At 56.3% G+C, this 25,920-nt stretch carries 22 protein-coding genes; 12 read left to right on the top strand and 10 right to left on the bottom strand.

The features are described 5' to 3' along the window. Positions 1–452 precede the first annotated feature (452 nt). Positions 453–1,370: a LysR family transcriptional regulator gene (locus tag OU789_RS07745; protein ID WP_274654792.1), complete on the bottom strand. Its 918-nt coding sequence runs from the start codon at positions 1,368–1,370 to the stop codon at positions 453–455. 157 nt (positions 1,371–1,527) lie between these two features. Between OU789_RS07745 and OU789_RS07740 the strand changes: the two genes are divergently transcribed. The 10 genes from OU789_RS07740 to OU789_RS07695 all read left to right on the top strand — a co-directional run bounded on the left by OU789_RS07740 (position 1,528) and on the right by OU789_RS07695 (position 13,179). Then, positions 1,528–4,932: an indolepyruvate ferredoxin oxidoreductase family protein gene (locus OU789_RS07740; RefSeq protein WP_274654790.1), complete on the top strand. Its 3,405-nt coding sequence runs from the start codon at positions 1,528–1,530 to the stop codon at positions 4,930–4,932. Between the two features lie 201 nt (positions 4,933–5,133). Further along, positions 5,134–6,027: a lysophospholipid acyltransferase family protein gene (locus OU789_RS07735; protein WP_274654788.1), complete on the top strand. Its 894-nt coding sequence runs from the start codon at positions 5,134–5,136 to the stop codon at positions 6,025–6,027. Positions 6,028–6,094: 67 nt separating this feature from the next. Continuing rightward, positions 6,095–6,907: a glutamate racemase gene (locus OU789_RS07730; RefSeq protein WP_274654786.1), complete on the top strand. Its 813-nt coding sequence runs from the start codon at positions 6,095–6,097 to the stop codon at positions 6,905–6,907. Between the two features lie 57 nt (positions 6,908–6,964). Then, positions 6,965–7,993 (top strand): N-acetyl-gamma-glutamyl-phosphate reductase, encoded by a 1,029-nt coding sequence (gene argC, locus OU789_RS07725; RefSeq protein WP_274654784.1) that lies wholly within the window; start codon positions 6,965–6,967, stop codon positions 7,991–7,993. A 6-nt stretch (positions 7,994–7,999) separates the two neighbouring features. Further along, the gene (locus tag OU789_RS07720) at positions 8,000–8,476 is read left to right on the top strand and encodes a cytochrome c maturation protein CcmE (RefSeq protein WP_274654782.1); all 477 of its coding nucleotides are present in this window, start codon (positions 8,000–8,002) and stop codon (positions 8,474–8,476) included. 125 nt (positions 8,477–8,601) lie between these two features. After that, on the top strand, positions 8,602–9,213 hold the full coding sequence (locus OU789_RS07715; protein ID WP_274654780.1) for a holin-associated N-acetylmuramidase: 612 nt from the start codon (positions 8,602–8,604) through the stop codon (positions 9,211–9,213). Then, positions 9,204–9,761 (top strand): holin family protein, encoded by a 558-nt coding sequence (locus tag OU789_RS07710; RefSeq protein ID WP_263952986.1) that lies wholly within the window; start codon positions 9,204–9,206, stop codon positions 9,759–9,761. Before OU789_RS07715 ends, OU789_RS07710 begins: the two co-directional genes overlap by 10 nt. A gap of 80 nt (positions 9,762–9,841) precedes the next feature. After that, a complete protein-coding gene (locus tag OU789_RS07705; protein ID WP_263952987.1) occupies positions 9,842–11,833 on the top strand; it encodes a heme lyase CcmF/NrfE family subunit in 1,992 nt (663 codons plus the stop codon). Beyond that, complete coding sequence (locus OU789_RS07700; protein WP_446719168.1) at positions 11,808–12,323, top strand: cytochrome c-type biogenesis protein; 516 nt, start codon at positions 11,808–11,810, stop codon at positions 12,321–12,323. Before OU789_RS07705 ends, OU789_RS07700 begins: the two co-directional genes overlap by 26 nt. Positions 12,324–12,402: 79 nt before the next feature. After that, positions 12,403–13,179, top strand: coding sequence for an enoyl-CoA hydratase-related protein (locus OU789_RS07695; protein WP_263952988.1), 777 nt, complete (start codon positions 12,403–12,405; stop codon positions 13,177–13,179). Between the two features lie 59 nt (positions 13,180–13,238). Here OU789_RS07695 and OU789_RS07690 read toward each other — a convergent pair whose 3' ends face one another. The 3 genes from OU789_RS07690 to gltX form a co-directional block, all read right to left on the bottom strand. Further along, positions 13,239–14,009 (bottom strand): hypothetical protein, encoded by a 771-nt coding sequence (locus tag OU789_RS07690; RefSeq protein ID WP_274654774.1) that lies wholly within the window; start codon positions 14,007–14,009, stop codon positions 13,239–13,241. A 119-nt stretch (positions 14,010–14,128) separates the two neighbouring features. Then, positions 14,129–15,424, bottom strand: coding sequence for a citrate synthase (gltA, locus tag OU789_RS07685; RefSeq protein ID WP_263952990.1), 1,296 nt, complete (start codon positions 15,422–15,424; stop codon positions 14,129–14,131). Positions 15,425–15,506: 82 nt separating this feature from the next. Beyond that, positions 15,507–16,922 (bottom strand): glutamate--tRNA ligase, encoded by a 1,416-nt coding sequence (gene gltX, locus OU789_RS07680; protein ID WP_274656020.1) that lies wholly within the window; start codon positions 16,920–16,922, stop codon positions 15,507–15,509. A 123-nt stretch (positions 16,923–17,045) separates the two neighbouring features. Here gltX and OU789_RS07675 point away from each other — a divergent pair, with 123 nt between their 5' ends. Then, complete coding sequence (locus tag OU789_RS07675) at positions 17,046–19,097, top strand: ComEC/Rec2 family competence protein (protein ID WP_274654771.1); 2,052 nt, start codon at positions 17,046–17,048, stop codon at positions 19,095–19,097. A gap of 15 nt (positions 19,098–19,112) precedes the next feature. Here OU789_RS07675 and lexA read toward each other — a convergent pair whose 3' ends face one another. From lexA to OU789_RS07645, 6 genes are all read right to left on the bottom strand, one after another. Continuing rightward, positions 19,113–19,817, bottom strand: a complete 705-nt coding sequence (gene lexA, locus OU789_RS07670; RefSeq protein WP_274654769.1) for a transcriptional repressor LexA — start codon at positions 19,815–19,817, stop codon at positions 19,113–19,115. Positions 19,818–19,976: 159 nt separating this feature from the next. Beyond that, complete coding sequence (locus tag OU789_RS07665; RefSeq protein WP_274654767.1) at positions 19,977–21,164, bottom strand: molybdopterin molybdotransferase MoeA; 1,188 nt, start codon at positions 21,162–21,164, stop codon at positions 19,977–19,979. Next, positions 21,165–21,641 (bottom strand): cyclic pyranopterin monophosphate synthase MoaC, encoded by a 477-nt coding sequence (gene moaC / locus OU789_RS07660; protein WP_274654765.1) that lies wholly within the window; start codon positions 21,639–21,641, stop codon positions 21,165–21,167. Next, positions 21,641–22,450, bottom strand: coding sequence for an indole-3-glycerol phosphate synthase TrpC (gene trpC, locus OU789_RS07655; RefSeq protein ID WP_274654763.1), 810 nt, complete (start codon positions 22,448–22,450; stop codon positions 21,641–21,643). The genes moaC and trpC overlap by 1 nt, the downstream gene beginning before the upstream one ends. Before the next feature lie 93 nt (positions 22,451–22,543). After that, on the bottom strand, positions 22,544–23,563 hold the full coding sequence (trpD, locus tag OU789_RS07650; protein WP_274654761.1) for an anthranilate phosphoribosyltransferase: 1,020 nt from the start codon (positions 23,561–23,563) through the stop codon (positions 22,544–22,546). Further along, the gene (locus OU789_RS07645; protein WP_274654759.1) at positions 23,560–24,174 is read right to left on the bottom strand and encodes an anthranilate synthase component II; all 615 of its coding nucleotides are present in this window, start codon (positions 24,172–24,174) and stop codon (positions 23,560–23,562) included. The genes trpD and OU789_RS07645 overlap by 4 nt, the downstream gene beginning before the upstream one ends. 176 nt (positions 24,175–24,350) lie before the next feature. On the opposite strand from OU789_RS07645, the gene OU789_RS07640 reads away from it, so the two are divergent. Next, on the top strand, positions 24,351–25,829 hold the full coding sequence (locus tag OU789_RS07640) for a divergent polysaccharide deacetylase family protein (RefSeq protein WP_274654757.1): 1,479 nt from the start codon (positions 24,351–24,353) through the stop codon (positions 25,827–25,829). Positions 25,830–25,920: the final 91 nt, after the last annotated feature.

The following is a 25,920-nucleotide window of genomic DNA, read 5'->3' as shown; positions in this document are numbered from 1 at the left end:
TCCATAAGCAAATAAAGCGAAAAGGGGAAGAGGGCGCGCGCGGCTTTGGCGGTTTCGCGCGAAGAATTTCGCGGGTGTGGTGCGCCACTGGTGGCCACGGTGGTCCGATTTACCTCTTTTGGCGGCGATGCAGGAGGGGCAAATAAATAGGCAAAAGGGGCCGTTTGCACCATTCCTGCGCAACGGAGTCTGAAAGCGTAGAAATTTCGCGCAGTTTGAAAACTGATCGAATTTAGAGCAATTCCGGAATTTTGGCGAAAAAAAAGGCCGAGACAAAGCTCGGCCCTAAGTCCAACAGGGAGGTTGAAGGCGGCGAGAAGTCTCGTCATCGCCTTCGAGGAGTGATTTATGGGCGGTGTGAGTACATTTCAATAGTAAATGTTTCAGATGGGCGCAAAGCCGCTATGCATCTGGTGCATAGCTATTTGAGAGAATTGCAAAAGTGGATGGGCTTAGCTGCCTGTTTTTTGAGCGTTCTCGTCCTTAATCCGTTGACGATGCTCAAAGATTTCTTCGGTCACGAAGTCGCGGAAGGCCTTGATGCGCTTGGATTGACGCAATTCTTCGGGGTAGGCGAGGTAGACAGGTACCTCGTTTGACTCAACATCATCGAGCACACGGATCAGGTTTGGGAAGTCCACAGTCACGTAATCCGGCAATACGCCAATCCCCAATCCTGCGATCGCCGCTTGCAGCACGCCGAAGTAGTTATTGACCGTCAAAGAGTTGCTAATGCCGTAGGTCAGCAGGTGCTGCACGAAGCCAGAACTTGCCGCAACCTGCGCCGAGGACGTGTTTTGGCAAATGAGCCTGTGGCCCTCCAGCTCTTCCATCGTGCGGGGGGTGCCGAACTTGTCGAGGTATTCCTGTGTTGCATAGAGGCGCATCCGAACGGACATCAGCCGCTTGCGGATCAAATCGGCCTGACTTGGCTCTTTCATGCGGATGGCAACGTCGGCCTCGCGCATGGGAAGATCAAGAACACCTTCTTCGAGCATGAGGTCGATTCTCAGGTCTGGATACTTGTCATAGAGGTGCGGAAGTCGTGGCGCGAGCCAGAGCGAGCCAAAACCAATCGTTGTAGTCACGCGCAGTTCGCCGAAGACTTCGTCTTCACTGTCGCGGATGCGCGCACTCGCCGCTTCAAGTCGCTTGTTCATGGCGACGGTCGCGTCAAACAGCAATTCTCCCTGTTCGGTGAGAATCAGTCCGCGGGCGTGACGGTGGAAAAGGGTGGTATCGAGGCTCTCTTCAAGGGCCCGAATCTGTCGACTCACGGCGGATTGCGACAAATGCAGTGTCTCTCCGGCTGCTGTTAGGCTGCCCGCATCGGCCACTGCGTGAAATATTCTTAGCTTGTCCCAGTCCATCGCGTTCAATTCATTTCATTTGCTACGTTTGAAAGTACATAGAATTACAGCGAAAGTGTAGTTCAATTCAATTCGCCTTTTCATCAAAAAAAGCATTTGTAGGTCAGCTTTTTTGACCTATTGTCGTGATATGCTGCTTTCGTGGAGGAGATGCGCAATGTCTAAGCAGAAAATTAGTTTGAATGATCGGCTTGATTTGGAGAAATCGCCGGTTCTGCTGAATGGTACACAGGCGCTTGTGCGGCTGATGTTGATGCAGCGCGCGAGAGACGCAAAAGCGGGGTTGAATACTGCGGGGATGTGCACGGGTTATCGTGGTTCGCCGCTTGGCGCCGTTGATTTGCAGATGCAGCGTGCGGAAAAGCTTTTGAACGAAAACCAGATCACGTTCCAGCCTGGCCTGAACGAAGACCTCGCCGCCACTGCCATTTGGGGCAGCCAGCAAGCAGAGCTGCGCGGCGAGGGGAAGTATGAGGGCGTTTTCGGCCTTTGGTACGGTAAAGGTCCGGGTGTTGACCGCTCTGGTGACGTGATGCGCCATGCCAATATGGCCGGCACCAGCCCGCTTGGCGGCGTGTTGATGGCGATGGGCGATGACCATACGGGAGAAAGCTCCACGACTTTGCATCAAAGCGATTGGGCAATGGTCGATGCTTATATGCCGATTGTATCTCCAGCGGGTGTGCAGGAGATCCTTGATTTGGGGCTCTATGGCTGGGCGCTGAGCCGTTATGCGGGTGTTTGGGTTGGCCTGAAGACGATGAAAGATACCGTCGAGGCCACAGCCGTTGTTGACGGTGATCCGCACCGCGCCACATTTGTCGAGCCGACTGATTTTGATATGCCGCAGGGTGGATTGAACATCCGCCTTGGCGATACGCCGGTCGCGCAAGAAGCGCGGATGATTGATTATAAACGCCACGCCGCCGAGGCTTTTGCCCGCGCCAACCGCATCGACAAGCGTGTTTGGGGCGAAGAGGGCGCAAAGATCGGCTTTGTCGCTGCAGGTAAAAACTGGCTTGATCTGACCCATGCGTTGCAGCTTTTGGGGCTGGATGAGGACGAGGCCAAACGCCTTGGCATCACCACCTATAAGGTCGCGCAGGTTTGGCCGCTGGATATGCAAAGCTTCCACGAATGGGCCGAGGGGCTGGACTTGATCGTGGTGGTCGAAGAAAAGCGCAAACTGATCGAAGTGCAGGTTAAGGAAGCCATCTTTGATGATCGTCGTGGTCGCCGCGTTTATGGCTGGCACAAGGGCGGCGACGGCGAAGAGCTATTCCCGACCCGCTTTGCGATTGATCCCATCATGATCGCCGAGAAGATCGGCAATATCCTCATCGAGGAAGGCCGTGGCACAGAAAGCGTCAAGGCAGGCCTTGAGATGCTGAACGAGGCGCAAAAGGCTGATAACGCACAGGAAATAGCTGCTCGGCTTCCGTATTACTGCTCGGGTTGCCCACACAACACCTCAACCCGCGTCCCTGATGGACATCGCGCGTATGCGGGGATTGGGTGCCATTACATGGTGCAGTGGATGGACCGCGAAACCACGGGCTTTACCCAGATGGGTGGCGAGGGTGCGAACTGGGTTGGCGAGGCGCCGTTCTCCAATACTGAGCATGTGTTCCAGAACCTTGGCGACGGAACCTATAACCATTCCGGCTCGCTCGCCATTCGTGCTGCTTTGGCCACGAATACCAACATCACCTACAAAATCCTCTATAACGATGCGGTTGCTATGACAGGCGGGCAAAGCAACGAAGGCGATCTTGATGCGCCACGCATTGCGCGCGAAGTGTTGGCGATGGGGGTGAAGCGGGTTGCACTGGTGTATGACCCGAAAGAGGATGTGGACCTCGCGCAGTTCCCGAAAGGGTTAGAGATCTACACCCGCGACAAGATGATGGCGGTTCAGCGCGACTTTGCAGGGACAAAGGGCGTCTCGGTGATCCTTTATGTACAGACCTGCGCGGCCGAAAAACGCCGTCGTCGCAAGCGCGGAACGTTCCCCGATATCGACAAACGCGTGTTCATTAACACCGATGTCTGCGAAGGCTGCGGCGATTGCGGTGTGCAATCCAACTGTGTGTCGATTGTGCCTGCGGAAACCGAACTGGGCCGCAAGCGTGCGATTGATCAATCAAGCTGCAACAAGGATTTTTCCTGTGTTGAAGGGTTCTGCCCCTCGTTCGTGACGCTTGAGGGCGCCAAAGTGCGCAAGGAAGCAACCGGAAGCCTTGATTTACCCGATATGCCAGCGCCCGTTCTCCCCGAGATTAACGGCACCCATAACGTGGTGATTACTGGCGTCGGTGGTACTGGGGTTGTGACGATTGGCGCGATCCTTGCGATGGCGGCGCATATTGATGGCAAGGGCGCAGGGCTGATGGAAATGGCTGGACTCGCACAAAAGGGTGGTGCCGTGCACATCCATTGCCGCCTTGCGAATAAGCCAAGCGATATCAGCGCGATACGTGTTGCCACAGGTGAAGCGGATACGGTTATCGGCGGTGATCTTGTGACGACCGCAGGCGCGAAGACACTTGGCTTGATGAAAACCGGAAAGACCGGCGCGGTGGTTAACAGCCACGAGATTATCACGGGCGACTTTACCCGTGACACCCATTTCAAGCTGCCGATGGATCGGCTCTCGCTCGCGCTTGAAGCTCGGCTTCAGGATCGGCTCCAGATGTTCAACGCAAGTGATCTGGCGGCGCATCTCTTGGGAGACAGTATTTTCTCCAACATGATGATGCTGGGTGCGGCGTGGCAGGCTGGGCTTGTGCCACTATCTTATGACGCGATCCAAGAAGCGATTGAACTCAATAAAGCAGCGGTTGAGGGCAACAAACGGGCGTTTGAGATTGGACGTTGGGCGCAGCTTAACCCAGAGGAGGCCAATAAGGCTGCGCATACGCCGGAAGCTCCTGAAAAGACACTTGAGGAGAAAATCGCCTATCGGGTCGAGCAGTTGACCCTGTTTCAGGACGAGAAACTGGCCGCGAAGTATAAAGCCAAGGTGGAGACAATCGCAGATCCTGCACTCAAGGAAGCTGTGGCGAAGTCATACTTTAAGCTCTTGGCCTATAAGGATGAATACGAAGTTGCACGCATGCACCTTGAGACAGAGGCCAAGGCACGAGAAGAGTTTGACGGCGCGTTCCGTATGAAATTCCATCTCGCGCCTCCGATCTTTGGCGGTAAGGATGCCAATGGGCGCCCAAAAAAGCGGGAGTACGGCCCTTGGATGCTGAATGTGTTCCGAGTGTTGGCCAAGATGAAAGGCCTGCGTGGAACTGCGTTTGATCCATTCGGCCGCACGAAGGAGCGCAAAATGGAACGCGCTTTGATTGCGCAGTTTGAAGCTGATTTGGACGCCGTTTTGCCGTTGGTTGATGCGGGGAATAAGGCTTTGATTCAGGAGCTTATGGAACTTCCTATGACAATCCGCGGCTATGGCCCCGTAAAAGAAGCGAACGAAGAGAAGGCAGCGAAACGGCGTGAAGCCTTGCTTGCAGACATCCGAGCAGGAGGCGTTACCCCGATGGCGGCGGAATAGGGTCAGAGCACAGGGTTCCGATGAAACCACAAGCGCGCAACGGTTCTCCGCTGCGCGCTTTTTTTGTCGCAGATCGCGATGAACCAAGTCGAAACACCAGCCGTGTCCGCGATTTTACTGGTTCGTTACAGTTTCGCGCTTTAAGGGGCATTCAATCGCCTTTCGTGATCCTCTGCACTTAAAACGTCGATACCAAACTCTATGCCAGACCAAATACCTACTAAGTTGGCGCGCCATATCGCCCGCGATATCTCCTATGCGAGTTCTGCCAAGAGCCGATCAGGGCGCGCGATGATCCGTATTCTGGAGGGGGCTACAGGGCGCAACCGCCTTATTCGTAAGGCTGCTGGTTATGAGCAAGAGGTGGCGAACGGGCAGGATTTTTGGGCGGTGATGAAGCGGCGCTATGGAATTTCGGTTAAGCATTGTGGCCCCGCATATGACCTTCCGAAAGAGGGGCCGTTGGTTGTTGTGTCAAACCATCCCTATGGCATCCTTGATGGGCTGGTGATGGGGGCGTTTTTGTCAGAAACACGCGGTGATTTCCGAATTCTGGCCAATAGCGTTTTTAACAAAGCGCCCGATATTAACCGTATCATCCTTCCGATCAGTTTTGACGACTCCCGCGAAGCTGTTCAGCAAAACATAACCACGCGCAAATCGGCGCTGCGCTATCTTGCAGAAGGTGGCGCCATTGGCGTGTTTCCGGGCGGGACGGTCTCGACCTCGGCAAAGGCCTTCTCAATGCCTCTTGACCCAAGCTGGCGGAATTTCACCGCAAAAATGATCCAGAAGTCCGGTGCGCAGGTGGTTCCGATCTATTTTCACGGGGCAAATTCACGGCTGTTTCAATTGGCCAGCCACCTGCATGAAACCTTGAGGCTTGGCCTGTTGATCAAGGAGTTCGGCGCGCGGGTCAACAGCGAAGTGGCGCTTTCTATTGGTGCGCCGATAGCGCCAAAGACGCTGGCCCGCTTCGGCGGCGAGTCCAGCGCGATGATGGATTATTTGCGCGCAGCGACATATGCGCTTTCTCCCAACCCAGTTTCGCCGTTAGAGTATGGGTATGAGTTTGAAGAAAAATATCGCGCGTAATGTGCGGATAATTTAAGTAAGCTGAAAATTAACGGCGGCGAGTCGGCAAGACATAAGGACAGAAACGATGGCAGTAGGGATTTTTGACTCTGGTTTGGGCGGTTTGACCGTACTGGATGCCGTGTCCAAGCGTCTGCCGGACGAAGCGTTGGTTTACTATGGTGATAACGCCCATGCGCCTTATGGCGTGCGCGACGCGGATGACATTTATAATCTGACAACTCAAGGCGTTGAGCGCCTCTGGGATGCGGGGTGTGACCTTGTGATCCTTGCCTGTAACACGGCTTCTGCGGCGGCGTTGCGCCGGATGCAGGAAAGCTGGATCCCGTCGAACAAGCGGGTTCTTGGGGTTTTCGTTCCGCTCATTGAGGCACTGACCGAGCGGGACTGGGGCGATAATTCTCCGCCACGCGAAGTTGCGGTGAAGCATGTGGCGCTTTTTGCGACCCCCGCGACTGTGTCGAGCCGTGCGTTTCAGCGCGAGCTTGCGTTCCGCGCGATTGGTGTGGATGTCGAAGCGCAGCCCTGTGGCGGTGTTGTGGATGCGATCGAAGATGGTGACGAGATTTTGGCCGAAGCCTTGGTCCGCAGCCACGTTGATGCGCTGCTGCGGCGGATGCCTGGCCCTGAGGCCGCAATCCTTGGCTGTACGCATTATCCCCTTATGAAGCAGCAGTTTCAGGACGCCCTTGGCGCGAATGTGAAAGTTTATTCCCAAGCCGATTTGGTTGCGGAGAGCCTTGCTGATTATCTTGTGCGTCATCCAGATATGCGCGGAGAAGGCGAGGAGTCTCTGTTCCTGACAACAGGCGATCCTGCGCGGGTCTCAAGCAAAGCAACGCAATTCTTGCGACGAAAGATCACGTTTGAAGCTGCGTGATTGCAGCACCCGCCAAAACTTCCTACATAGGCCCTGAACACGAAAAGGTCCGTCAAAATGACCCATAATATCGCCATTCTTGGTGCGTCCGGCTATACGGGCGCAGAACTTGTCCGGCTGATTGCCAGCCATCCTTCGATGAAGATCACCGCTCTGACGGCCTCGCGTAAAGCAGGGCAGAGCATGGCCGAGGTGTTCCCGCATCTGCGCCATCTGGATTTGCCTGATCTTGTGACGGTCGAAGAAGTCGATTTCTCCAAAGTCGATCTGTGCTTCTGTGCGCTGCCACATGCCACAAGCCAAGCGGTTATTCGCGAGTTGCCAAAAGATCTGAAAGTTGTTGATTTGTCGGCGGATTTCCGGCTGCGTGACCCTGCGGAGTACAAAAAGTGGTACGGAAATGACCACGCCGCATTGGAACAGCAGGACGAAGCCGTTTATGGGCTGACCGAATTTTATCGCGAAGAGATCAAACAAGCGCGGCTTGTGGCCGGAACAGGCTGTAATGCGGCAACGGGGCAGTATGCGCTGCGGCCGTTGATTGCGGACAAGGTCATTGCACTTGATGACATCATTATCAATCTGATCACCGGTGTGTCCGGCGCAGGGCGGTCGCTAAAGGAAAACTTGCTGCACGCAGAACTGTCCGAAGGCGCACATGGCTATGCCGTGGGCGGAACCCATCGGCACCTTGGCGAGTTTGATCAAGAGTTTTCCGCCATCGCCGGAGAGCCAGTACGGGTACAGTTTACGCCACACCTCATCCCCGCCAACCGTGGAATACTGGGCACCGTTTATGTGAAGGGATCGCCTGAAGAGGTTTATAACTCCCTCGCGCAAGCTTATGAAAACGAACCCTTTATCGTTATGCTGCCCTTTGGCGAAACGCCAAGCACACGGCATATTCGTGGCAGCAACTTCTGTCATATAGGTGTGACGGGAGATCGCATCGACGGGCGGGCGATTGTTATGGTAGCGCTTGATAACCTGACCAAAGGCTCGTCCGGTCAGGCGCTGCAAAACGCGAACCTCATGCTAGGAGAGGAAGAAACAGCGGGCCTTATGCTCGCGCCGGTCTTCCCGTAAGGAACCATGAAGAACCTCAAGAAACGTCGCCGTATTCAGGTCATTGTGCTCATCGTTGTGTCGCTGGTTTTGTCCAGCGCATTGATTGGCTACGGTTTCAAGGGCGGTATTAGTCTTTACCGTTCTCCAACACAGGTCTTTGAAGCCAACCCTGAACCGGAAGAAGTTTTTAAAACGGGTGGGCTTGTGGTCGAAGGAAGTATGAAGTCTGAGGGTGGTGTTCAGTTCTATTTCGAGATTACAGACGGGAACAATACTATGGATGTTCTCTATGTCGGTAAGGATCCTAAACCCGATTTGTTTGAAGAAGGTCAGGTAACTATCGCAACTGGGTCACTAAAAGACGGAACATTCTACGCAACCCAATTGCTTGCCAAACATGATGAAACTTACATGCCGAAAGAAATAATGGACACTGTAAGCGACGAAGTCCTTGAAAAAATTCGTGCAGAAAATGTTTCTCACGGTAAGTCGGATAGTTAGTGTTTCAGCGAGAAAACAATATGCAACGTTCGCAGCGGTTAGAGTTCTGATAGGATTTTCCGCTCACCATGATCCCCGTTAATGGGGCCAGACCGATGCATGCGCCCCACAGAAATGGGGGCCATATGCAAACGGTAAGAGAGATCGCATCCGACATCATTTCCCGCGAAGGCGGCTTTGTGAATGATCCGGATGATCCAGGCGGCGCGACCAAATACGGCGTGACGCTTAAGACGCTCAAGCGGTTGGGGTTTGATGTCACGGGTGACAATTCTGTTGATATTCAGGATGTTACGTCTCTCACCCGCGAGCAGGCCGTCGATATTTATTTGCGCCATTACTATGATGCGCCGCGAATAGGCACATTGCCGCGCGGGGTTCAGGCGAGCGTGTTTGATATGTATGTCAACGCGGGTGCGAATGCGGTGCGGATATTGCAGCGCCTGTTGAACGACATGGGCTATTCAGTGCGGGTTGATGGGGTGATCGGGCCGGAAACCGCTGCTGCGACGCAAGAGGCGCATGACATCGCGCCGCGCGCTTTCGTTGATGCCTATGGGATTGCGCGGCGCAATTACTATTACGCCTTGGCCGATGCGCGCCCCGCAAGCCGCAAATTTGCGCGTCGCCGCGACGGGGGCAAGGGCGGCTGGATAAAGCGGGCAGAGGAGTTCATTACACGCGAGTTTCACCTAAGCGAGCGTGAGCATCATGAACGGGTGGCGGCATGGGGTTGATCCACGGGCTGTTGTATTTGTTGTTTGGCGAGGGGCGCAACGTATTGCGCGAAACAAGCGAAGTGTTTCGTGAAAACACAGAAGAAGCTGCAAAACGGGCTGTTACCCTGCGAGGAGAGGCGCTCGGGCAGTTGGCAGCGGAGTTTGCCTTGCCACGAAAAGGGCGGTTTGACAGATTTATGGACGGGCTAAACCGCTTGCCGCGCCCGGCGCTTGTTTTCGGAATTCTGGCGCTTTTTGTTAGCGCGATGGTTGATCCGGTCTGGTTTGCAAGCCGGATGCAGGGGCTTTTGCTGGTGCCGGAGCCGCTGTGGTGGCTTCTGGGAATTGTCGTTTCGTTTTATTTCGGGGCGCGCCATCAGGCAAAAAGTCAGGAGTTTCAACGCTCTTTGAGCCAAACAATGCAACGCGTTCCTGATGTGATGGGTAACCTTGACGGCTTGCGCGAAATTGGCCGTGATGCCGAGGTCGCGGCGCGCAGACCAGCGGCAAAGATGCCAGAGCCAAACGGCGCTTTGGTTCAATGGCAACGGGCAAAATCCGGGTAAGCGCGAAAATGTGAACGTGTCGCAGGGCAAAGGTTGGCTTCGTCATTGCTCACGGCGTGTGGAATCGGCATATTCGCCGCATGTTTATTGAACTCGGCCATGCTGCCCTGATCCTCGCTTTTCTGGTTTCACTTCTGCAAACCGTGGTGCCGCTCGTTGGTGCGCATCGCGGTTGGGCGCAATGGATGGCGGCTGGTTCGGCTGCGGCGACCACACAGTTTTTGCTGGTGTTCTTTTCCTTTGCGGCTCTGACCTATGCCTTTGTCACGTCCGATTTTTCAGTGCGGCTGGTGGTTGCAAACTCTCATACGCTCAAGCCGATGCTGTATAAGGTTTCGGGCGTTTGGGGGAACCACGAAGGCTCGATGCTGCTTTGGGTTTTGATTCTTGCTGGTTTCGGCGCATGCGCTGTTTGGTTTGGCAACAATTTGCCGGATCGGCTGCGGGCGCGGGTTTTGGCGGTTCAGGGGGCGATTGGCGCGGGGTTCTATGCGTTTATCCTGTTTACCTCGAACCCGTTCGAGCGCGTTTCTGCACCTCCTTTTGACGGTAATGACCTTAATCCGCTGCTCCAAGACCCCGGTCTCGCGTTTCATCCACCGTTTCTTTACCTTGGATATGTTGGTCTTTCGATGGCCTTCAGCTTTGCGGTTGCGGCGCTTATTGAGGGGCGTGTTGATGCAGCATGGGGCCGTTGGGTGCGCCCATGGACGTTGGCCGCGTGGATTTTCCTGACCATCGGCATCGCGCTTGGCTCTTGGTGGGCCTATTACGAGCTTGGTTGGGGCGGGTTCTGGTTTTGGGATCCAGTTGAAAACGCGAGCTTTATGCCGTGGCTGATTGCGGCCGCTCTGTTGCACTCCGCTATTGTTGTTGAGAAGCGCGAGAGCCTTAAAGCGTGGACCATATTGCTCGCGATTATGGCATTCGGCTTCTCGCTCATCGGGACGTTTATTGTGCGTTCAGGCGTGATTACCTCGGTGCATGCATTCGCCAATGACCCAGAGCGCGGCGTGTTTATCTTGATGCTCTTGGCACTCTATATGGGCGGCGCACTGACGTTGTTTGCGGCGCGGGCGAACGTAATGGTGAGCAAGGGCGTGTTTGGCATGGTGAGCCGCGAATCCGCGCTCGTGCTGAACAATATCCTACTCGCCGTGTCGTGCTTTGTTGTGTTTGTCGGGACGATCTGGCCGCTGGTGGCGGAGCTGTTCTTTGATCGTAAGCTCTCTGTTGGGCCGCCGTTCTTCAACCTTGCCTTCTCGCCATTTGTTATCCTGATTGCGCTTTTGCTGCCGATTGGGACGCTCCTGCCGTGGAAACGGGCGAAAGTTGCGCGCGCGCTTAAGCCGTTGCGGGGCTGGTTCCTGCTGGCAGCGGCGATTATGGCGCTTGTCTGGGCGATGCAGACGGAGCGCACAGCCCTTGCGCCCATCGGGGCGTTCCTTGGCTCTTGGGTGATCCTTGGGGCTGGAGTTGACCTCTGGCAACGGACAGGCAACGCCAAACAGGGCGCAGCGGCGCGACGCAAGCGTCTATTGCGTTTGCCGCGTGCCGATTGGGGCCGCGCGGTTGCGCACTCTGGTTTTGGTATCACGATCCTTGGTGTTTCCTTCCTGATGGCGTGGGAGCTTGAGGATATTCGCGTGGCGCATCTTGGCGAGAGCTTTGAGGTTGGCGGCTATGACATCACGCTTGCCTCGGTCCGTGAGGGGCAGGGGCCGAACTATAGCAACATCCTTGCCGAGATCGATGTGGCCAAGAACGGAAAACCGGTTGCAACGCTCTATCCCGAGAAGCGTATCTATCCTGTGCAAGCCATGCCGACCACGGAAGCCGCTATTGATAACGGGTTTACCCGCGACGTTTACGTTGTGATTGGTGATCCGCAGGAAAACAATGGCTGGGTGGTCCGCACCTATATCAAACCATTCGCAAACTGGATTTGGGCGGGGGCAATCATCATGTCGCTCGGCGGGGGCTTGAGCCTGTCTGACCGGCGGTATCGTGTGGCCGCTCCGGGCCGTCGCCACCGTGCGCCAGCCAATGCCACCCCTGGACCGGCGGAGTAAGCGCGTGAAATATCTTCTTACATTGTTTGCTCTCGTTCTTGGTCTTGGTCTCGCGGCACCCACGGCCACATTGGCGGTCGAGCCGGATGAAATCCTTGCTGACCCAGCCCTCGAGGAGCGGGCGCGCGAACTGTCCAAAGACCTTCGTTGTTTGGTCTGCCGCAATGAAAATATCGACGAAAGCAACGCAGACCTCGCCCGCGATTTGCGGATTTTCCTGCGGGAGCGGCTCACCGCGGGAGATAGCGACGACGAGGCCATTGAGGCCATCGTCTCGCGTTATGGCGAGTATGTGCTGCTAAACCCTAAGGTCACGGGCTCGTCGCTGATGCTGTGGTTAGCCGGCCCTGTGGCGCTGATTTGTGCGCTTGTGATCGGCTTTACCTATGTGCGCGGACGCTCTGGCCGTGATGGTAAAGCCACAGAAACACAGCAAAAACCGCTCTCTGACGAAGAACAGGCCCGTTTAGACGAAATATTGAAATCGTAACGTGAGGTTCCTCTTTTTCTGAACCCATTCGTTCACTATCTATGATGCAACGATTTTCAGAGCCCTTGAAGGAGCCGCAATGGATTACAAATCGCTCAATGTTACGCTGCGCGACGGTATTGGAACGATCACGCTGAACCGTCCTGACGTGCGCAATGCGCTCAATCCGCAAATGCGCGCCGAGATTACTTATGCGTTTCGCGATTTGGCCAAAGAGGCACGTGTGATCGTGCTGACGGGGGCCGGCAATGCGTTTTGCTCTGGGCAAGACCTTGGCGAAGGCGTTAGCGCTGGCAACGCCGATCTGGAGCGTATCTTGCGCGATGAGTATGTTCCGATGCTCCGCGCGATTTTCGAATGTCCGGTACCGACGATTGCCGCAGTGAATGGCGCTGCTGCGGGAGCAGGGGCCAACCTTGCCTTGGCGTGCGATGTGGTGATTGCGACGGAGTCGGCTGTTTTCCTACAGGCGTTTACGCGCATCGGTCTTATTCCTGACGCTGGTGGTACCTACTGGCTTCCAAAACAGATCGGCTTTGCCCGTGCAATGGGGGCCGCACTCTTTGCCGAACCTGTATCGGCGCAGCAGGCGCAGGATTGGGGCATGATCTGGGAAGCGGTGGATGATGAGCAGTTTGAAGAGCACTGGAAGGCGCGCGCGACCCACCTCGCCAATGGCCCGACCCGCGCTTACACAAGCCTCAAAGACACGCTCCGTGCCAGCTATAATAACACCCTGGACGAACAGCTCGCGCTTGAAGCCAAGCATCAAGGCAAAATGGGCCAGACTCGCGACTTCAAGGAAGGCGTTGTGTCATTCCTGAAGAAGAAACCGGCGAAGTTTGAGGGGCGGTAGTTGGGGCTGCGCGCCGCTTTACCTACCAATCACAGTTACAGAGGCCGTCGAATCCGCCTCTATGCCCCTGACGATGTAGCGCAGGTTAGAAATTGTGTGATGTCTGCTTGGAATTTTTGCCAGTTGGGAAGCTCTGTTCGTCTAAAACTGAGTTTCACGTCCAAAGCGGAAGCTCTGAAATATAACTGGCAACCGGGATTAAGCGAGGAGCCTTGGTGGCGGCATTTAATAACAGAGGTAATTCCAGTTTCTGGATTCTCATCTATAAATACGTTTTCGGGACGGCGGTATTCTGGCTTTTCGCCTGGGAAATCAAGTTCTTTAAGGCCGTATTTAGCTGAAAGACGTTTATACTCTCCTGTTAATTGCTGTCCAAATTCAAACGGGCCGCTTAACTTCATATGCACGTGAGCGATATCCTCAAGGGGGATGTGATCAGCTATTAGAAATTGAATCCAGTCCCTCACTCCCGAGCGCGTGCGTTCGGAGGTTTCATTCCTACTAACTGGCTCAAAACTCCCAATCTCAACGCGGAATAACTGGGCTTGCGTTTCGTATCCGCTTCGGCGGTCCCAGAAGTCTTCAAAAAACTGAATAGGAACGCTGAGCGGTACGGTCTTGTCCTCAAGCTCCATACGGATTGAAAAATCTATATACGTCGCATCATCCGTGAACGCGGCGCAAGGGAAGCGCTCACTGGGAAGAGGGGTTGGTTGCTCGGACCTCGTAGTGTTGGCGGTCGTTGAAGTGCTGCAAACAGCGAGGAGCGCGGCGAGAAGGGGCCCTCTCAAACTGGACCGTTTTGGCATAGGTTCCATCCCGTTGTTCATTCGCGGACAGTTTCCTTTTTATTTATGTCCAAACTATGGAAGTGCGGCGCGGTTATTGACCGCTCAACAAAAAAGCGCCCCCGAATGGAGGCGCTTTTTGTTTTTCTTGTAACCCGTGTTTAGCGGTCTTCTACGTCTACGTAGTCGCGGAAAGTTTCGCCTGTGTAGAGCTGGCGTGGGCGACCGATTTTCAGAGCTGGGTCGCCAATCATTTCTTTCCACTGGGCAATCCAGCCGACGGTACGCGACAGCGCGAAGATCGGTGTGAACATCGAAGTTGGGAAGCCCATCGCTTCGAGGATGATGCCGGAATAGAAATCCACGTTCGGGAAGAGTTTTTTCTCTGCGAAATACGGATCGTCGAGCGCGGCTTTCTCAAGCTCTTTGGCAACCTGAAGGATCGGGTTGTCATCAACACCGAGAAGTTCAAGCACCTCGTCGGCGGACTGTTTCATAACTGTCGCGCGCGGGTCGAAGTTCTTGTAAACGCGGTGGCCAAAACCCATCAGGCGGAACGGATCGTTCTTGTCTTTGGCGCGGGCGATGAACTCTGGAATGCGGTCTACAGTGCCGATTTCCTGCAGCATCTCGAGGCAGGCTTGGTTTGCACCACCGTGAGCAGGGCCCCAGAGACAAGCGATACCAGCCGCGATACAGGCAAACGGGTTCGCGCCCGAAGAACCAGCAAGGCGCACTGTCGATGTCGAGGCGTTTTGCTCGTGGTCGGCGTGCAGGGTGAAGATACGGTCCATTGCGCGGGCAAGGATCGGGTTCACTTCGTAGTTTTCGGCCGGAACAGCGAAACACATGTGCAGGAAGTTTGCTGCATAGTCGAGATCGTTGCGCGGGTACACGAACGGCTGACCGATCGAGTATTTATAGGCCATCGCAGCGATCGTCGGCAGCTTGGCGATCATGCGGATCGCGGCCACTTCGCGTTGCCATGGGTCGGTGATGTCTGTGGAGTCGTGATAGAACGCAGACATCGCGCCCACAACGCCAACCATAGTGGCCATTGGGTGCGCATCGCGGCGGAAGCCACGGAAGAAGTTGTGCATCTGTTCGTGAACCATGGTGTGCTTGGTCACGCGGCTTTCGAAATCTTCGAGCTCTGTTGCAGATGGAAGCTCACCGTAAAGCAGCAGGTAGCACACTTCGAGATAGTGGGACTCGGCTGCAAGCTGGTCAATCGGGTAACCGCGGTGCAGGAGCTCGCCTTTGCCACCGTCGATGAAGGTGATGTTGGACTCACACGCCGCGGTCGAAGTGAACCCCGGGTCGAATGTAAACATGCCTGTGCTTGCGTATAGCTTGCGAATGTCGATGACATCCGGCCCCGCTGTTGGGCTGTAAATCGGCAATTCAAATGATTGACCGTCAACCGTCAGCGTTGCGTTCTTGGTGCTCTCAACCATGGTCTGTTCCTCTCCTAAAGGCGCCGCGTGCGGAAAACGGGCGTCGGCTGTTGTTGTTCTTGCCTAAGGAGAGGGGCTCTCCTCAGCCTGCTGCGACCTTTAGGCGGGCGATGGTCTCATCACGGCCCAAGATCAACATCATGTCGAATACACTAGGGGTTGCAGTGCGTCCCGCCAGCGCCGCACGCAGAGGCGCGGCCAGCTTGCCAAGCTTTGTATCATGTGCTTCAGCCACCTGTGCCACGAGGGCTTCAAGGGCTTCGCGCTCCCAGCTAGCATTTTGCAACTGCGGCGTCAATTCGTTCAGTATACCACGGGATACATCATCGAGATTTTTTGCAGCTTTCTCGTCAGGCTGGATAGGTGTGTCGGCAAGAATAAAGTGCGCTTTATCAAGGATATCGCCGAATTTCTTGGCGCGCTCCTTGAGGCAATACATTGCAGAAAAAATTGCATCATTTTGTTCGGATGTCAGGGGGTCCGCACCGGTTGCCGCGAGGTAATCCGTAAGTTCTTGCAGCAGCGCAGCATCGTCTGCGATTGCAAAATGTTGGGAGCAAATCTTGTCGAGCTTCTTGAAGTCGAGCCGTGAGGGCGATTTGCCGATACCGTCGGTGTCAAACCACGCCATGGCTTGTTCGTCTGTAAAGAATTCGTCGTCTCCGTGGCTCCAGCCAAGACGGGCGAGATAGTTGCGCATGCCAGCGGCGAGGTAGCCCATCTGTTGGTACTCTTCCACACCCGTAGCGCCGTGGCGTTTCGAGAGCTTTTTGCCGTCAGGGCCGTGGATCAGCGGGATATGTGCATAGGCCGGAAGCGGCCAGCCCATAGCGTGATAGATATGCGATTGCCGCGCAGCATTGGCGAGGTGGTCATCCCCGCGAATAACATGGGTCACGCCCATATCGTAATCATCTACAACAACGGCAAGCATATAGGTGGGCGTACCATCGGAACGTAAACAGATCATGTCATCGAGTTCGCTGTTCTGCCACGTGACGTCGCCCTGAACCTCATCATGGATCGTGGTTACACCTTCGCGCGGCGCCCTCAGACGGATAACATAGGGCGCGTCGGGGTGGCTTGCCTCATCGGCGTCTCGCCACGGGCTTTGAAACAGAGTCGATCGCTTTTCTGCACGGGCCTTTTCGCGGAACTCGGCTATTTCCTCTTGGGTCGAGAAACATTTATAGGCCGCGCCTTTGGCCAGCATCTCAAGCGCAACTTCGCGGTGGCGGTCAACACGGGCGAACTGGCTCACGGCCTCGCCATCAAAATCAAGCCCCAGCCACGCCATTCCGCGCAGGATTGCTTCGGTCGCTTCGGGTGTCGAGCGCGCGCGGTCGGTATCTTCGATCCGCATCAGGAATTTGCCGCCACGGCCACGCGCATAGAGCCAGTTGAACAGCGCTGTGCGGGCTGTACCGATATGCATATAGCCCGTTGGCGATGGGGCAATTCGGGTCACAACTGGGGCTTGGCTGGCGTTTTGTGGCATGGGCGTTAACTTTCTGGAAACCATTATCAGGATAGGTTTAACGGTGAGGGTAGGCTTGAGGCCCGTGTTGTAAGGTGCAGCCGCGCCGATCACAAGCCACCACGCGATGAGGCCGCGATTTTCATGCACCGTTTTCTTCAGCTTGATGTCATAGCTCAGCAACGCGGCCATCTGTTTCCGTGGTCTGCTGTGTTTCTCGCGGTGGGAATTGGCGGCTACTTTGCTCTGCGATTCGAGCCGAATGTGCTGCACTACGGCGTTATGGTGTTGATCCTGCTGGCAATCGGCGCTGTTGGTTTGCGTGCAGGAGAGAACTTTCGGCCGATCTGGACCGCGCTGTTTCTGATTATTGCGGGGGTGGTTGTTGCAGGTATTCGCGCGCATTCGGTGGCGGCGCCCGTGCTGACGTATCGCTATTACGGACCCATCGAAGGGCGGATCGTTTTTGTGGATCGCTCTGCTTCGGACGCCACACGGCTCACGCTTGATCAGGTTGTTTTGGCACGCACCGGTCCGGCGCGCACCCCTGAACGCGTTCGGATCAGCATGCATGGCGAGCAGGGGTTCATAGAGCCGGAACCTGGTCTGCGTGTTTTGACAACGGGCCATCTTTCACCGCCCTCAGGTCCGGTTGAGCCGGGCGGTTTCAATTTCCAGCGCATGGCGTGGTTTCAGAAACTGGGTGGCGTGGGCTATACCCGCAGTCCTGTTTTAGCGCTTGAACCCGCAGAAAAGGGACGCGCGGGGCTTTTCATCCACCGTCTGCGCAAAAAGATATCGGCCTACGTGCAAACACAGATTGAGGGCGAGCGTGGCGCGTTTGCAGCGGCGATCCTGACGGGGGACCGTTCTGCGATGTCACAAGACACGCTCGCTGATCTGCGGGCGAGCAACCTTGCGCATCTATTGGCGATTTCGGGGCTGCATATGGGGATGCTAACGGGATTTGTCTTTGCCGCGACGCGCCTGTTGCTCGCGCTCAGCCCCTCTCTTTCGATGCGCCTGCCCACCAAGAAAATCGCGGCTCTCTCGGCAATTCTGTTCGGGGCGGGCTATCTGGCGCTTTCTGGAGGCAATGTGGCCACGGTGCGGGCGTTTATTATGGTCGCGGTTATGTTTGCGGCGATCCTGCTCAATCGGCGCGCCTTGACCTTAAGGGCCGTTGCGATTGCAGCGCTAATTATCCTGCTGTGGCGGCCCGAGAGCCTAACGGGGCCTGGATTTCAGATGAGCTTTGCGGCGACGGCCGCGCTTGTTGCGGTGTTTGGCGCGTTACGAGATGCACCACTTCCGCATGTGCCGCGCCCGTTCCAAGTTGCGGGGGCTGTTGTTCTTTCATCCTTCATCGCGGGCATGGCGACCGCACCCGTTTCGGCGTTTCATTTCAATCAGGTAAGCCAGTACGGATTGCTGGCGAATGTGCTGACTGTGCCGCTGATGGGCGCTCTTGTGATGCCGGCGGCGGTGATTTCTGCGCTCCTTGCGCCGATTGGATTGGCGGGGTTGGCGTTCAAGGTCATGGCGCTGTGCATTGGCTGGATATTGGGGGTGGCCGAGGTGATCGCATCGCTTGAGGGCGCGGTACGGTTGGTGCCGACCCCGGCAGCCTATGTACTTATCATCATGGCGATTGGCGGGGTTTTTGCGATTATTTGGCAGGGCAAATGGCGTGTTATCGGTATCCCTTTGGTTTTGGTGTCGATTGGGATGTGGGCCGTGTCGGAGCGACCGACAATTCTGGTTGCGGATACAGGAGGGCTGATTGGTGTTTTGGGATCAGAGGGGCGCGCCCTAAGTAAACCGCGCGGCGAAGGCTTCGTTGCACAAAGCTGGCTTGAGAACGATGGCGACACTGCCACGCAAGAAGAAGCCCACGCGCGCGAGGGTTTTGAAGGAGAGAAGGGTGCTCAGATCTTGCGGTTTGGGGATCAGACGATGGCGCATATCACAGGACGAAACGCGGCACTTCGGGCGGCGGACGCTTGTCACTCACATGACTTGGTTATTTCGCCCGTGAAGGTAGAGGCTGGACCTTGCCAACTTTATGACGCGACCAAGTTAAGGATTACGGGGAGCCTTGCCATAGAGCCGCAGGACAACGGCTTTGCCGTTACATCGGCGCAAGAGGCACAGGGGCCGCGGCTTTGGGTGCCGCGGCGCAAACCTGAGAAATGATGAAAGCTATGGAGCTCAATAGGTGCGGATAAGCCCAACAAGCTTGCCTTGCACCTTAACCTGACCCGCAGGCAGGACGCGCGTTTCATAGGCAGGGTTGGCGGCCTCAAGCGCGATCATCTCACCTTTGCGACGGAAGCGTTTGAGCGTGGCTTCATACCCTTCGACATGGGCCACGACGATATCGCCGTTGTCTGCTGTTCCTGTCTCGCGGATCACCACAACGTCGCCGTTGTTGATGCCCGCGTCGATCATGGAATCGCCTTTGACTTCAAGAGCATAGTGGTTGCCTTGGTTGGAGAGCATCCCCGTTGGAACGGCCACGTTGTGGGAGGATTCCGAGATGGCTTCGATCGGAGTACCGGCTGCAATGCGGCCCATAACAGGCAGCTCAATCGCGCCGCTGCTGACAGGCATAGCGGCGGGCGGCTGGCCGACACGGTCGCCGTCAATCACACGCGGAGAAAAGCTGCTGGGTTCGGGCGCACTTGGCGTTCCGCCGAGGGCCTCTGGCAGCTTCACAATCTCGATCGCGCGTGCCTTATGTGCCAGCCGACGGATGAACCCGCGTTCCTCAAGGGCAGTGATCAACCGGTGAATACCGGATTTTGACCGCAGCTTGAGCGCGTCTTTCATTTCGTCAAAAGAAGGGGGTACACCGTCTCGCGCCACGCGCTTATCGATAAAAGATAACAATTCCAATTGCTTCTTGGTCAGCATCTGTCTCTTCCTCATGTCGCTTGGCCCTCTTTATGGTGGCGCATAGGCCAAGGGCGCGTTTCTTGCGGGCGGGCGGCTCCGATGTTGAAACTCTTGCGAATTCCACGGTTTGTTCTGAAATGTTCTACCCCTGTTCCCGTTTTGTGTCAACAGGAACGCTTAGATGTCGAGATACGACACCTGCGTGCCCGCTTCGATTGCCTCTGCGTGTGCAGGGCGGATCAATAGGGCGTTGGCTTCGGACAATACGGTGAGGAGGCCGCTGTCTTGGCGCATAAGGGGGGTAATCACGGTGTCGCCGCTGTCATCGGTGGATAGAACCGCGCGCATATAGTGGGCGCGAGGCCCGTTTGCCGGCATTGCGATGGTTGTTTTTGCACGTTTAGGCGTGGTGAGTGGGGTTGGGTGGCCGAGCATCTTGCGGATCATCGGCAAGATAAAGATTTGACCGCAAACCATTGAGGATACTGGATTTCCCGGAAGGCCAATCATCGCGGCATCCCCAACACGCCCCGCCATCAATGGCTTCCCCGGACGCATCGCGATTTTATAGAACGACCGCTCCATCCCGCGCTCTTCGGTCACATCACCAACAAGGTCATGGTCCCCAACAGAAGCGCCGCCGATGGTTACAATGAGGTCCGCGCCTTCGGCGAGATCAAAGGTCTGATTAAGGCTCGCGCGTGTATCTCTGGCAATCGGAAGCATCCGCACGTGGGCGGCGGCGGCTTCCAACATAGCCTTCAGGCCAAAGCTGTTGCTGGCGATGATCTGGTCTGGTCCAGGGTCTTCGCCGGGCATGACAAGTTCATCACCTGTCGCGATCAGTGCGACTTCGGGGCGCTTGGCGACGGTGACCTCGGGCGTGTTCATAGAGGCGGCGAGCGCAATGTCGCCTGCACTCAGGACGCGTGGGGCGGTGATGCGATCACCCACACTGAAATCATCACCCAATGGGCGAACGTAGCTCGCGGAATCAAGCTCGGTTTCAAGGGTGATAAGATTGCCGCGGCGCGTGACATCTTCTTGAATTACAACGCGATCTGCGCCCTCTGGAACGGGTGCGCCGGTAAAAATCCGAACCGCTTGTCCCGCACCGACCTTACCATCAAACCCATGGCCAGCGGCGGATTCCCCGATGACGGAAAACATTGCGTGCGGTTCGACTTCAACGGCTTTAACCGCGTAGCCATCCATGGCGCTGCTTGCGAAAGGGGGCTGGTTGCGGGTGGCGACGATATCCTCGGCCAGCATGCGGCCCGCAGCCTCGGCCAGTGGCACGGTTTCGGTGCCAGTGGGCGTTGCGAGCGCAAGTGTTTTGGCGAGGGCTTCGTCGACCGAAATCATCTATGGGGCCTCAAACACGCCGGATTTTCCACCGGATTTGCGCAGGAGTCGGATGCCACCAATTTCCATTGTCTTTTCAACGGCTTTGACCATGTCGTAGAGTGTGAGCGCGGCAGTGGATACAGCGGTCAACGCCTCCATCTCGACGCCAGTTTGCCCCGAGGTTTTGACCGTCGCAGTGATGCGGATGCCGGGAAGGGCGCTATCAGGGGTGAGATCAAGCGCTACTTTTGTGATCGGAAGCGGGTGACAGAGCGGGATAAGATCGGCGGTTTTCTTTGCGCCCATGATCCCAGCGAGCCGCGCAACGGCCAGCACATCGCCCTTTTTGGCGCGGCCTTCTGTGATGATGGCGAGGGTCTCGGCTTCCATTTTGACAAAGCCCTCGGCGGTTGCTTCTCGGCTTGTCACAGCTTTTTCCGACACATCAACCATATGCGCATGGCCCGCGCCGTCGAAATGGGTGAGATCTGCCATTAGAACCCAACCGAAGTAAGCGGGTGAGACAGCAGGTTTTGCGTGGCTTTGGCCACATCTTCGTGACGCATCAGGCTTTCACCAATCAGGAAACTGCGCACGCCATAACGGGCGAGGTCTGCGAGGTCATCCGAGGTTGATAAGCCGCTTTCGCCAACGATTGTGCGCCCTGCGGGCACAAGTTTCGAGAGGCGGCGCGTTGTGTCGAGGCTGGTTTCAAAGGTCTTGAGATTACGGTTGTTGATACCGATCAGCGGCGATTTGAGGTTTGTGGCGCGCTCTAGCTCTTCTTCGTCGTGAACCTCGATCAACACATCCATGCCCCAAGAAAAGGCGGCGTCTTCAAGCTCTTGGGCCTGCGCATCAGATACGCTGGCCATAATGATCAGGATGCAATCGGCATGCAGCGCACGGGCCTCGGTGACCTGATAGACGTCATACATGAAATCTTTGCGCAACGCGGGCAATGAAGTGGCCGAATGCGCTTCGGTCAGGAATGATTTTGCGCCTTGGAAACTTGGCGTGTCGGTCAACACCGAAAGGCATGTTGCCCCACCAGTTTCATAGGCTTTCGCCAGCGTTGCGGGCTCAAAATCCTCGCGGATCAACCCTTTGGACGGGCTGGCTTTTTTGACTTCGGCAATCAGCCCATAGCCATGCTGCCCCGCGCGGATCAACGCATCGGCAAAACCGCGTGTAGCAGGAGCGGCCTTTGCCTGAGTTTCGATTTCGGAATAGGGTACGGCGGCCTTATCAGCGGCGACTTCCTCAAGCTTGTAAGCTTTGATTTTATCAAGAACGGTGGTCATGTTTTTGTTTTATTCTTGCTTTGGGGGGCGAGGCAATGGCGAACCCGCGCCCGTTTGTAATTTGCGCCGCGAATGCGGCTATGTGCGTGTGCGTTAGTTTTGTCCGGATGTTATCTTGGCAAGCTTGAGAAGTTTCTTGATGGCGCGGCCGCTGTCGATGGAGTCTTTTGCAAGAACAACGCCTTCGCGTAGGTTTTTCGCCCGCCCTGCGATCAGCAAGGCCGCGGCGGAGTTGAGCAGAACCGCATCGCGATAGGCCGATTGTTCCCCGCCCAGAAGTGCGGCCATTGCCGCGCCGTTCTCCTCTGGTGTGCCACCGGTGATTGCGGAGAACGGATGTTCCGGCAGGCCTGCATCTTCGGGATGGATTTCGAACTCATGGACCGCGCCGTCGCGGACCTCTGCGACCCAGCTTACGCCAGTGATGGAGAGTTCGTCTGTGCCATCTGAGCCATGGACAAGCCACGCACGTTCGGTACCGAGTTGTAGAAGCGTTTCGGCCATCGGATGTATGAGGCTACGGCTAAAGGCGCCGGTGAGTTGGAATTTCACGCCCGCAGGGTTCGTCAGGGGGCCGAGGATGTTGAAGATCGTGCGCGTTCCGAGTTCGGCACGCGTTGGCATCACATGCTTGATCGCGGGATGATGCATCGGGGCCATCATGAACGCGATGCCCGCTTTTTCGAGCGCCAGTTCAACGGTTTCTGGCCCGACCATCACTTCAACACCGTTTTGGCCAAGGGAATCCGCAGCGCCTGAATTCGAGGACAGCTTGCGGTTACCGTGTTTCGCCACTGGAACACCAGCGCCAGCAACAACAAAGGCCGACGCGGTGGAGATTTGCAGGGTCGGTTTGCCCGATCCGCCAGTGCCGACGATATCCATCGCGCCTTCGGGGGCTTTTACCTTGTTGCATTTCTCGCGCATAACAGTCGCAGCAGCGGCGTATTCGGCCACGGTTTCGCCGCGCGTGCGCAGGGCCATGAGAAAGCCCCCGATTTGGCTCGGCGTGGCTTCACCCGTAAACAGAATCTCAAACGCTGCACGAGCTTGTTCCGGCGTAAGCGGCCCTTCGGCGGCGGCGGCGATCAGGGGTTTCATCGCCTCACTCATGCTGCTGCTCCTGTGCTCAGGGGGCGGCGATCCTGCGAGGAGGGGAGCATGTTGAGGAAGTTCTCAAGCAGCTTATGCCCGTGTTCGGATTTGATGCTTTCGGGGTGAAACTGGACGCCGTGGATCGGCAGGCTCTCGTGGCGCAGGCCCATGATCGTTCCATCCTCAAGCTTGGCATTAACCAAAAGGCTGTCAGGCAGGCTTTCGGGGTTTACCACCAATGAATGATAGCGCGTCGCTTCAAACGGCGTTGGCAAGCCCGCGAAGACGCCGCTGCTGTCGTGGTGCATCGCGCCCATTTTGCCGTGTACGATTTCGTGGCATCGGATGATCTCGCCGCCGAAGGCCTCGCCGATGGATTGATGCCCAAGGCATACCCCCATCAAGGGCAATTCCTCATCTGCTGCCGCCTTAACCATATCGAGGCAAATCCCAGCTTGCGCGGGATCACAGGGGCCAGGAGAGAGCAAAACCGCCTCTGGCTTCAATGCGAGCGCCTCTTTGACCGAAAGAGCATCGTTCCGCTCAACCCTGATATCGGCCCCAAGCTCGCCCAAATAATGCACAAGATTGTAGGTAAAGCTGTCATAATTGTCGATTAACAGGAGCATTTTGCGGCCTTTGCGAATTTCGGGTGAACGCGGCGATTGTTTCGGGCTATACTTGCTCAGAGAGCCACCCACGGGTCAAGAGGCAAGCCGGTATTTGCGCTGGCTTGGCCCGAATTTCAGGGAAAATGGCCATGAAATCAGCATGTCCTGTGAGGATGTGAAAAAGGACGAGGTATATGCAGGGATTCTTGAAAGGTGCGATTCTGGGCCTGTTTCTGGCCGTTGTGATCTTTGTTGTGGCTGCGGTTCTTGCGCCGCCAGTGGATCAGGCCAAACATAGCGAACCGCCTGCATCGGTTGTTGATCAGGATGTTGCCCTTGCTGCGCCTGATCTGGCGGATGTGCCTGCTGTTTCGACCGAAGCGGAAAAGGATGCCCGCGCAGGGGCGACGCCCGCCCGTCCTGAAGCTCCGGCGCCAGACGATGGTAGCATTGTTATCCCCGAGCCAACCCAGAAAGTCGCGGTTGCCACTGAAGAGCCTTCTGCGCCTGTTGCGCCTTCGGCGATTGAAGCACCTGATGCAAAGCCCGTAACGGAATCCACAACATTGCCGGAAACTGTTAAAATCGCGGAAGCCGCGCCCGAGCAATCGCCTGAGGTCTCTACTGTACCGGATACGCCACCCGCGCCAGAAGCGTTGAAGCTGCCGCAGATCGCTCCAGATGCTCCTGAAGCAGAGGAAGCGGAAGCATCCGAAGAGCGCCAGACCGTCCGGATTGATGCGCGCGAAAATCCGGTCCTGCGCAATCCGGAGCCAGAGGCAGGCCCAGAAGAAGAGTTGCCTCGCATTCAATCCGAAGCGGAATCCGAAAACGCGCCGCCCAATGCCTTGGTTCGCACACCTGATGCGCCTCGTGCCATTGGCAAACGCGTCTCGACCTTCTCTGATCGGGCCGAAACCGTGCTGACAAACCGTTTGCCGAGCATTGGCCGCGAAAGCGAAGAGGCCACAGGTTCCGCGCTTCAGAATCCGTCAAAACCCAACGCTTTGCGCGATAATTCTCAGGGGTTTACCGATACAGGGTTACCGATCGTTTCACTTGTCTTGCTTGATGAGGGAGTGGCCGAAACCGACCTCGCAGGATTTATCGAAGCTATGGGCGTTCCTGTGAGTGTGGCGATTGATCCGCTGTCTGAGCGCAGTGCAGAGCGAGCGGCGGCTTATTATGATGCCGGAGCTGAAATCCTTGCGATGCCAGCGTTCCCGCAAGGGGCCACAGCGCAAGACGTAGAGGTGAACTTGGGGCAGGGGCTTTCGATTTTGCAGAACGCCGTTGCCGTCCTGCCTAAACCAGGAAGCAGCATGCCGCCGCGTACTTCGCTTGCGCAGGTTACGGCAATCGCATCGGCAACGGGCCACGGTATCGTTGCGCAAAAGATGGGATTGAACTCCATCGGACAGCTTGCAGATCGCGCTGGCGTTCCAAATACACTTATCCAGCGTGTGGTGGAGCCAAAAACAACGCCGGAAAGCCTGCGTGCTCAGATGAACCGCGCCATCTTCCGCGCCTCACAGGACGGCTCTGTGGTTGTCTTGGCCCATGCCGATGACGCAACTCTAAGTGCGCTGTTGGAATGGGGCGTCGCGGATCGGCCGGCCTCGATAACTATGGCGCCGGTATCTGCTGTCTTGGGAGCAGGTTCGACGCGCTAGCTTAGCTGGCCGCAACAGTAACAAACTCAGAATCGGGCAAGCTGCCTAATGGTAAGTTCGAACGAGCCCGCGCGAAGGGCGTCGCTGGGCG

It is taken from the genome of Halocynthiibacter sp. C4 (assembly GCF_028823805.1).
GTDB lineage: Bacteria > Pseudomonadota > Alphaproteobacteria > Rhodobacterales > Rhodobacteraceae > Falsihalocynthiibacter > Falsihalocynthiibacter halioticoli.
Note: the sequence above shows the minus strand (reverse complement) of the source record. Positions and strands in the feature narration are given on the sequence as shown.

Excerpts from the sequence above, each read along its gene's own strand:
- OU789_RS07745 (WP_274654792.1), bottom strand. The coding sequence starts at position 1,370 with ATGGACTGGGACAAGCTAAGAATATTTCACGCAGTGGCCGATGCGGGC.
- OU789_RS07740 (WP_274654790.1), top strand. The coding sequence starts at position 1,528 with ATGTCTAAGCAGAAAATTAGTTTGAATGATCGGCTTGATTTGGAGAAA.
- OU789_RS07735 (WP_274654788.1), top strand. The coding sequence starts at position 5,134 with ATGCCAGACCAAATACCTACTAAGTTGGCGCGCCATATCGCCCGCGAT.
- OU789_RS07730 (WP_274654786.1), top strand. The coding sequence starts at position 6,095 with ATGGCAGTAGGGATTTTTGACTCTGGTTTGGGCGGTTTGACCGTACTG.
- argC (WP_274654784.1), top strand. The coding sequence starts at position 6,965 with ATGACCCATAATATCGCCATTCTTGGTGCGTCCGGCTATACGGGCGCA.
- OU789_RS07720 (WP_274654782.1), top strand. The coding sequence starts at position 8,000 with ATGAAGAACCTCAAGAAACGTCGCCGTATTCAGGTCATTGTGCTCATC.
- OU789_RS07715 (WP_274654780.1), top strand. The coding sequence starts at position 8,602 with ATGCAAACGGTAAGAGAGATCGCATCCGACATCATTTCCCGCGAAGGC.
- OU789_RS07710 (WP_263952986.1), top strand. The coding sequence starts at position 9,204 with ATGGGGTTGATCCACGGGCTGTTGTATTTGTTGTTTGGCGAGGGGCGC.
- OU789_RS07705 (WP_263952987.1), top strand. The coding sequence starts at position 9,842 with ATGTTTATTGAACTCGGCCATGCTGCCCTGATCCTCGCTTTTCTGGTT.
- OU789_RS07700 (WP_446719168.1), top strand. The coding sequence starts at position 11,808 with ATGCCACCCCTGGACCGGCGGAGTAAGCGCGTGAAATATCTTCTTACA.
- OU789_RS07695 (WP_263952988.1), top strand. The coding sequence starts at position 12,403 with ATGGATTACAAATCGCTCAATGTTACGCTGCGCGACGGTATTGGAACG.
- OU789_RS07690 (WP_274654774.1), bottom strand. The coding sequence starts at position 14,009 with ATGAACAACGGGATGGAACCTATGCCAAAACGGTCCAGTTTGAGAGGG.
- gltA (WP_263952990.1), bottom strand. The coding sequence starts at position 15,424 with ATGGTTGAGAGCACCAAGAACGCAACGCTGACGGTTGACGGTCAATCA.
- gltX (WP_274656020.1), bottom strand. The coding sequence starts at position 16,922 with ATGCCACAAAACGCCAGCCAAGCCCCAGTTGTGACCCGAATTGCCCCA.
- OU789_RS07675 (WP_274654771.1), top strand. The coding sequence starts at position 17,046 with ATGCACCGTTTTCTTCAGCTTGATGTCATAGCTCAGCAACGCGGCCAT.
- lexA (WP_274654769.1), bottom strand. The coding sequence starts at position 19,817 with ATGCTGACCAAGAAGCAATTGGAATTGTTATCTTTTATCGATAAGCGC.
- OU789_RS07665 (WP_274654767.1), bottom strand. The coding sequence starts at position 21,164 with ATGATTTCGGTCGACGAAGCCCTCGCCAAAACACTTGCGCTCGCAACG.
- moaC (WP_274654765.1), bottom strand. The coding sequence starts at position 21,641 with ATGGCAGATCTCACCCATTTCGACGGCGCGGGCCATGCGCATATGGTT.
- trpC (WP_274654763.1), bottom strand. The coding sequence starts at position 22,450 with ATGACCACCGTTCTTGATAAAATCAAAGCTTACAAGCTTGAGGAAGTC.
- trpD (WP_274654761.1), bottom strand. The coding sequence starts at position 23,563 with ATGAGTGAGGCGATGAAACCCCTGATCGCCGCCGCCGCCGAAGGGCCG.
- OU789_RS07645 (WP_274654759.1), bottom strand. The coding sequence starts at position 24,174 with ATGCTCCTGTTAATCGACAATTATGACAGCTTTACCTACAATCTTGTG.
- OU789_RS07640 (WP_274654757.1), top strand. The coding sequence starts at position 24,351 with ATGCAGGGATTCTTGAAAGGTGCGATTCTGGGCCTGTTTCTGGCCGTT.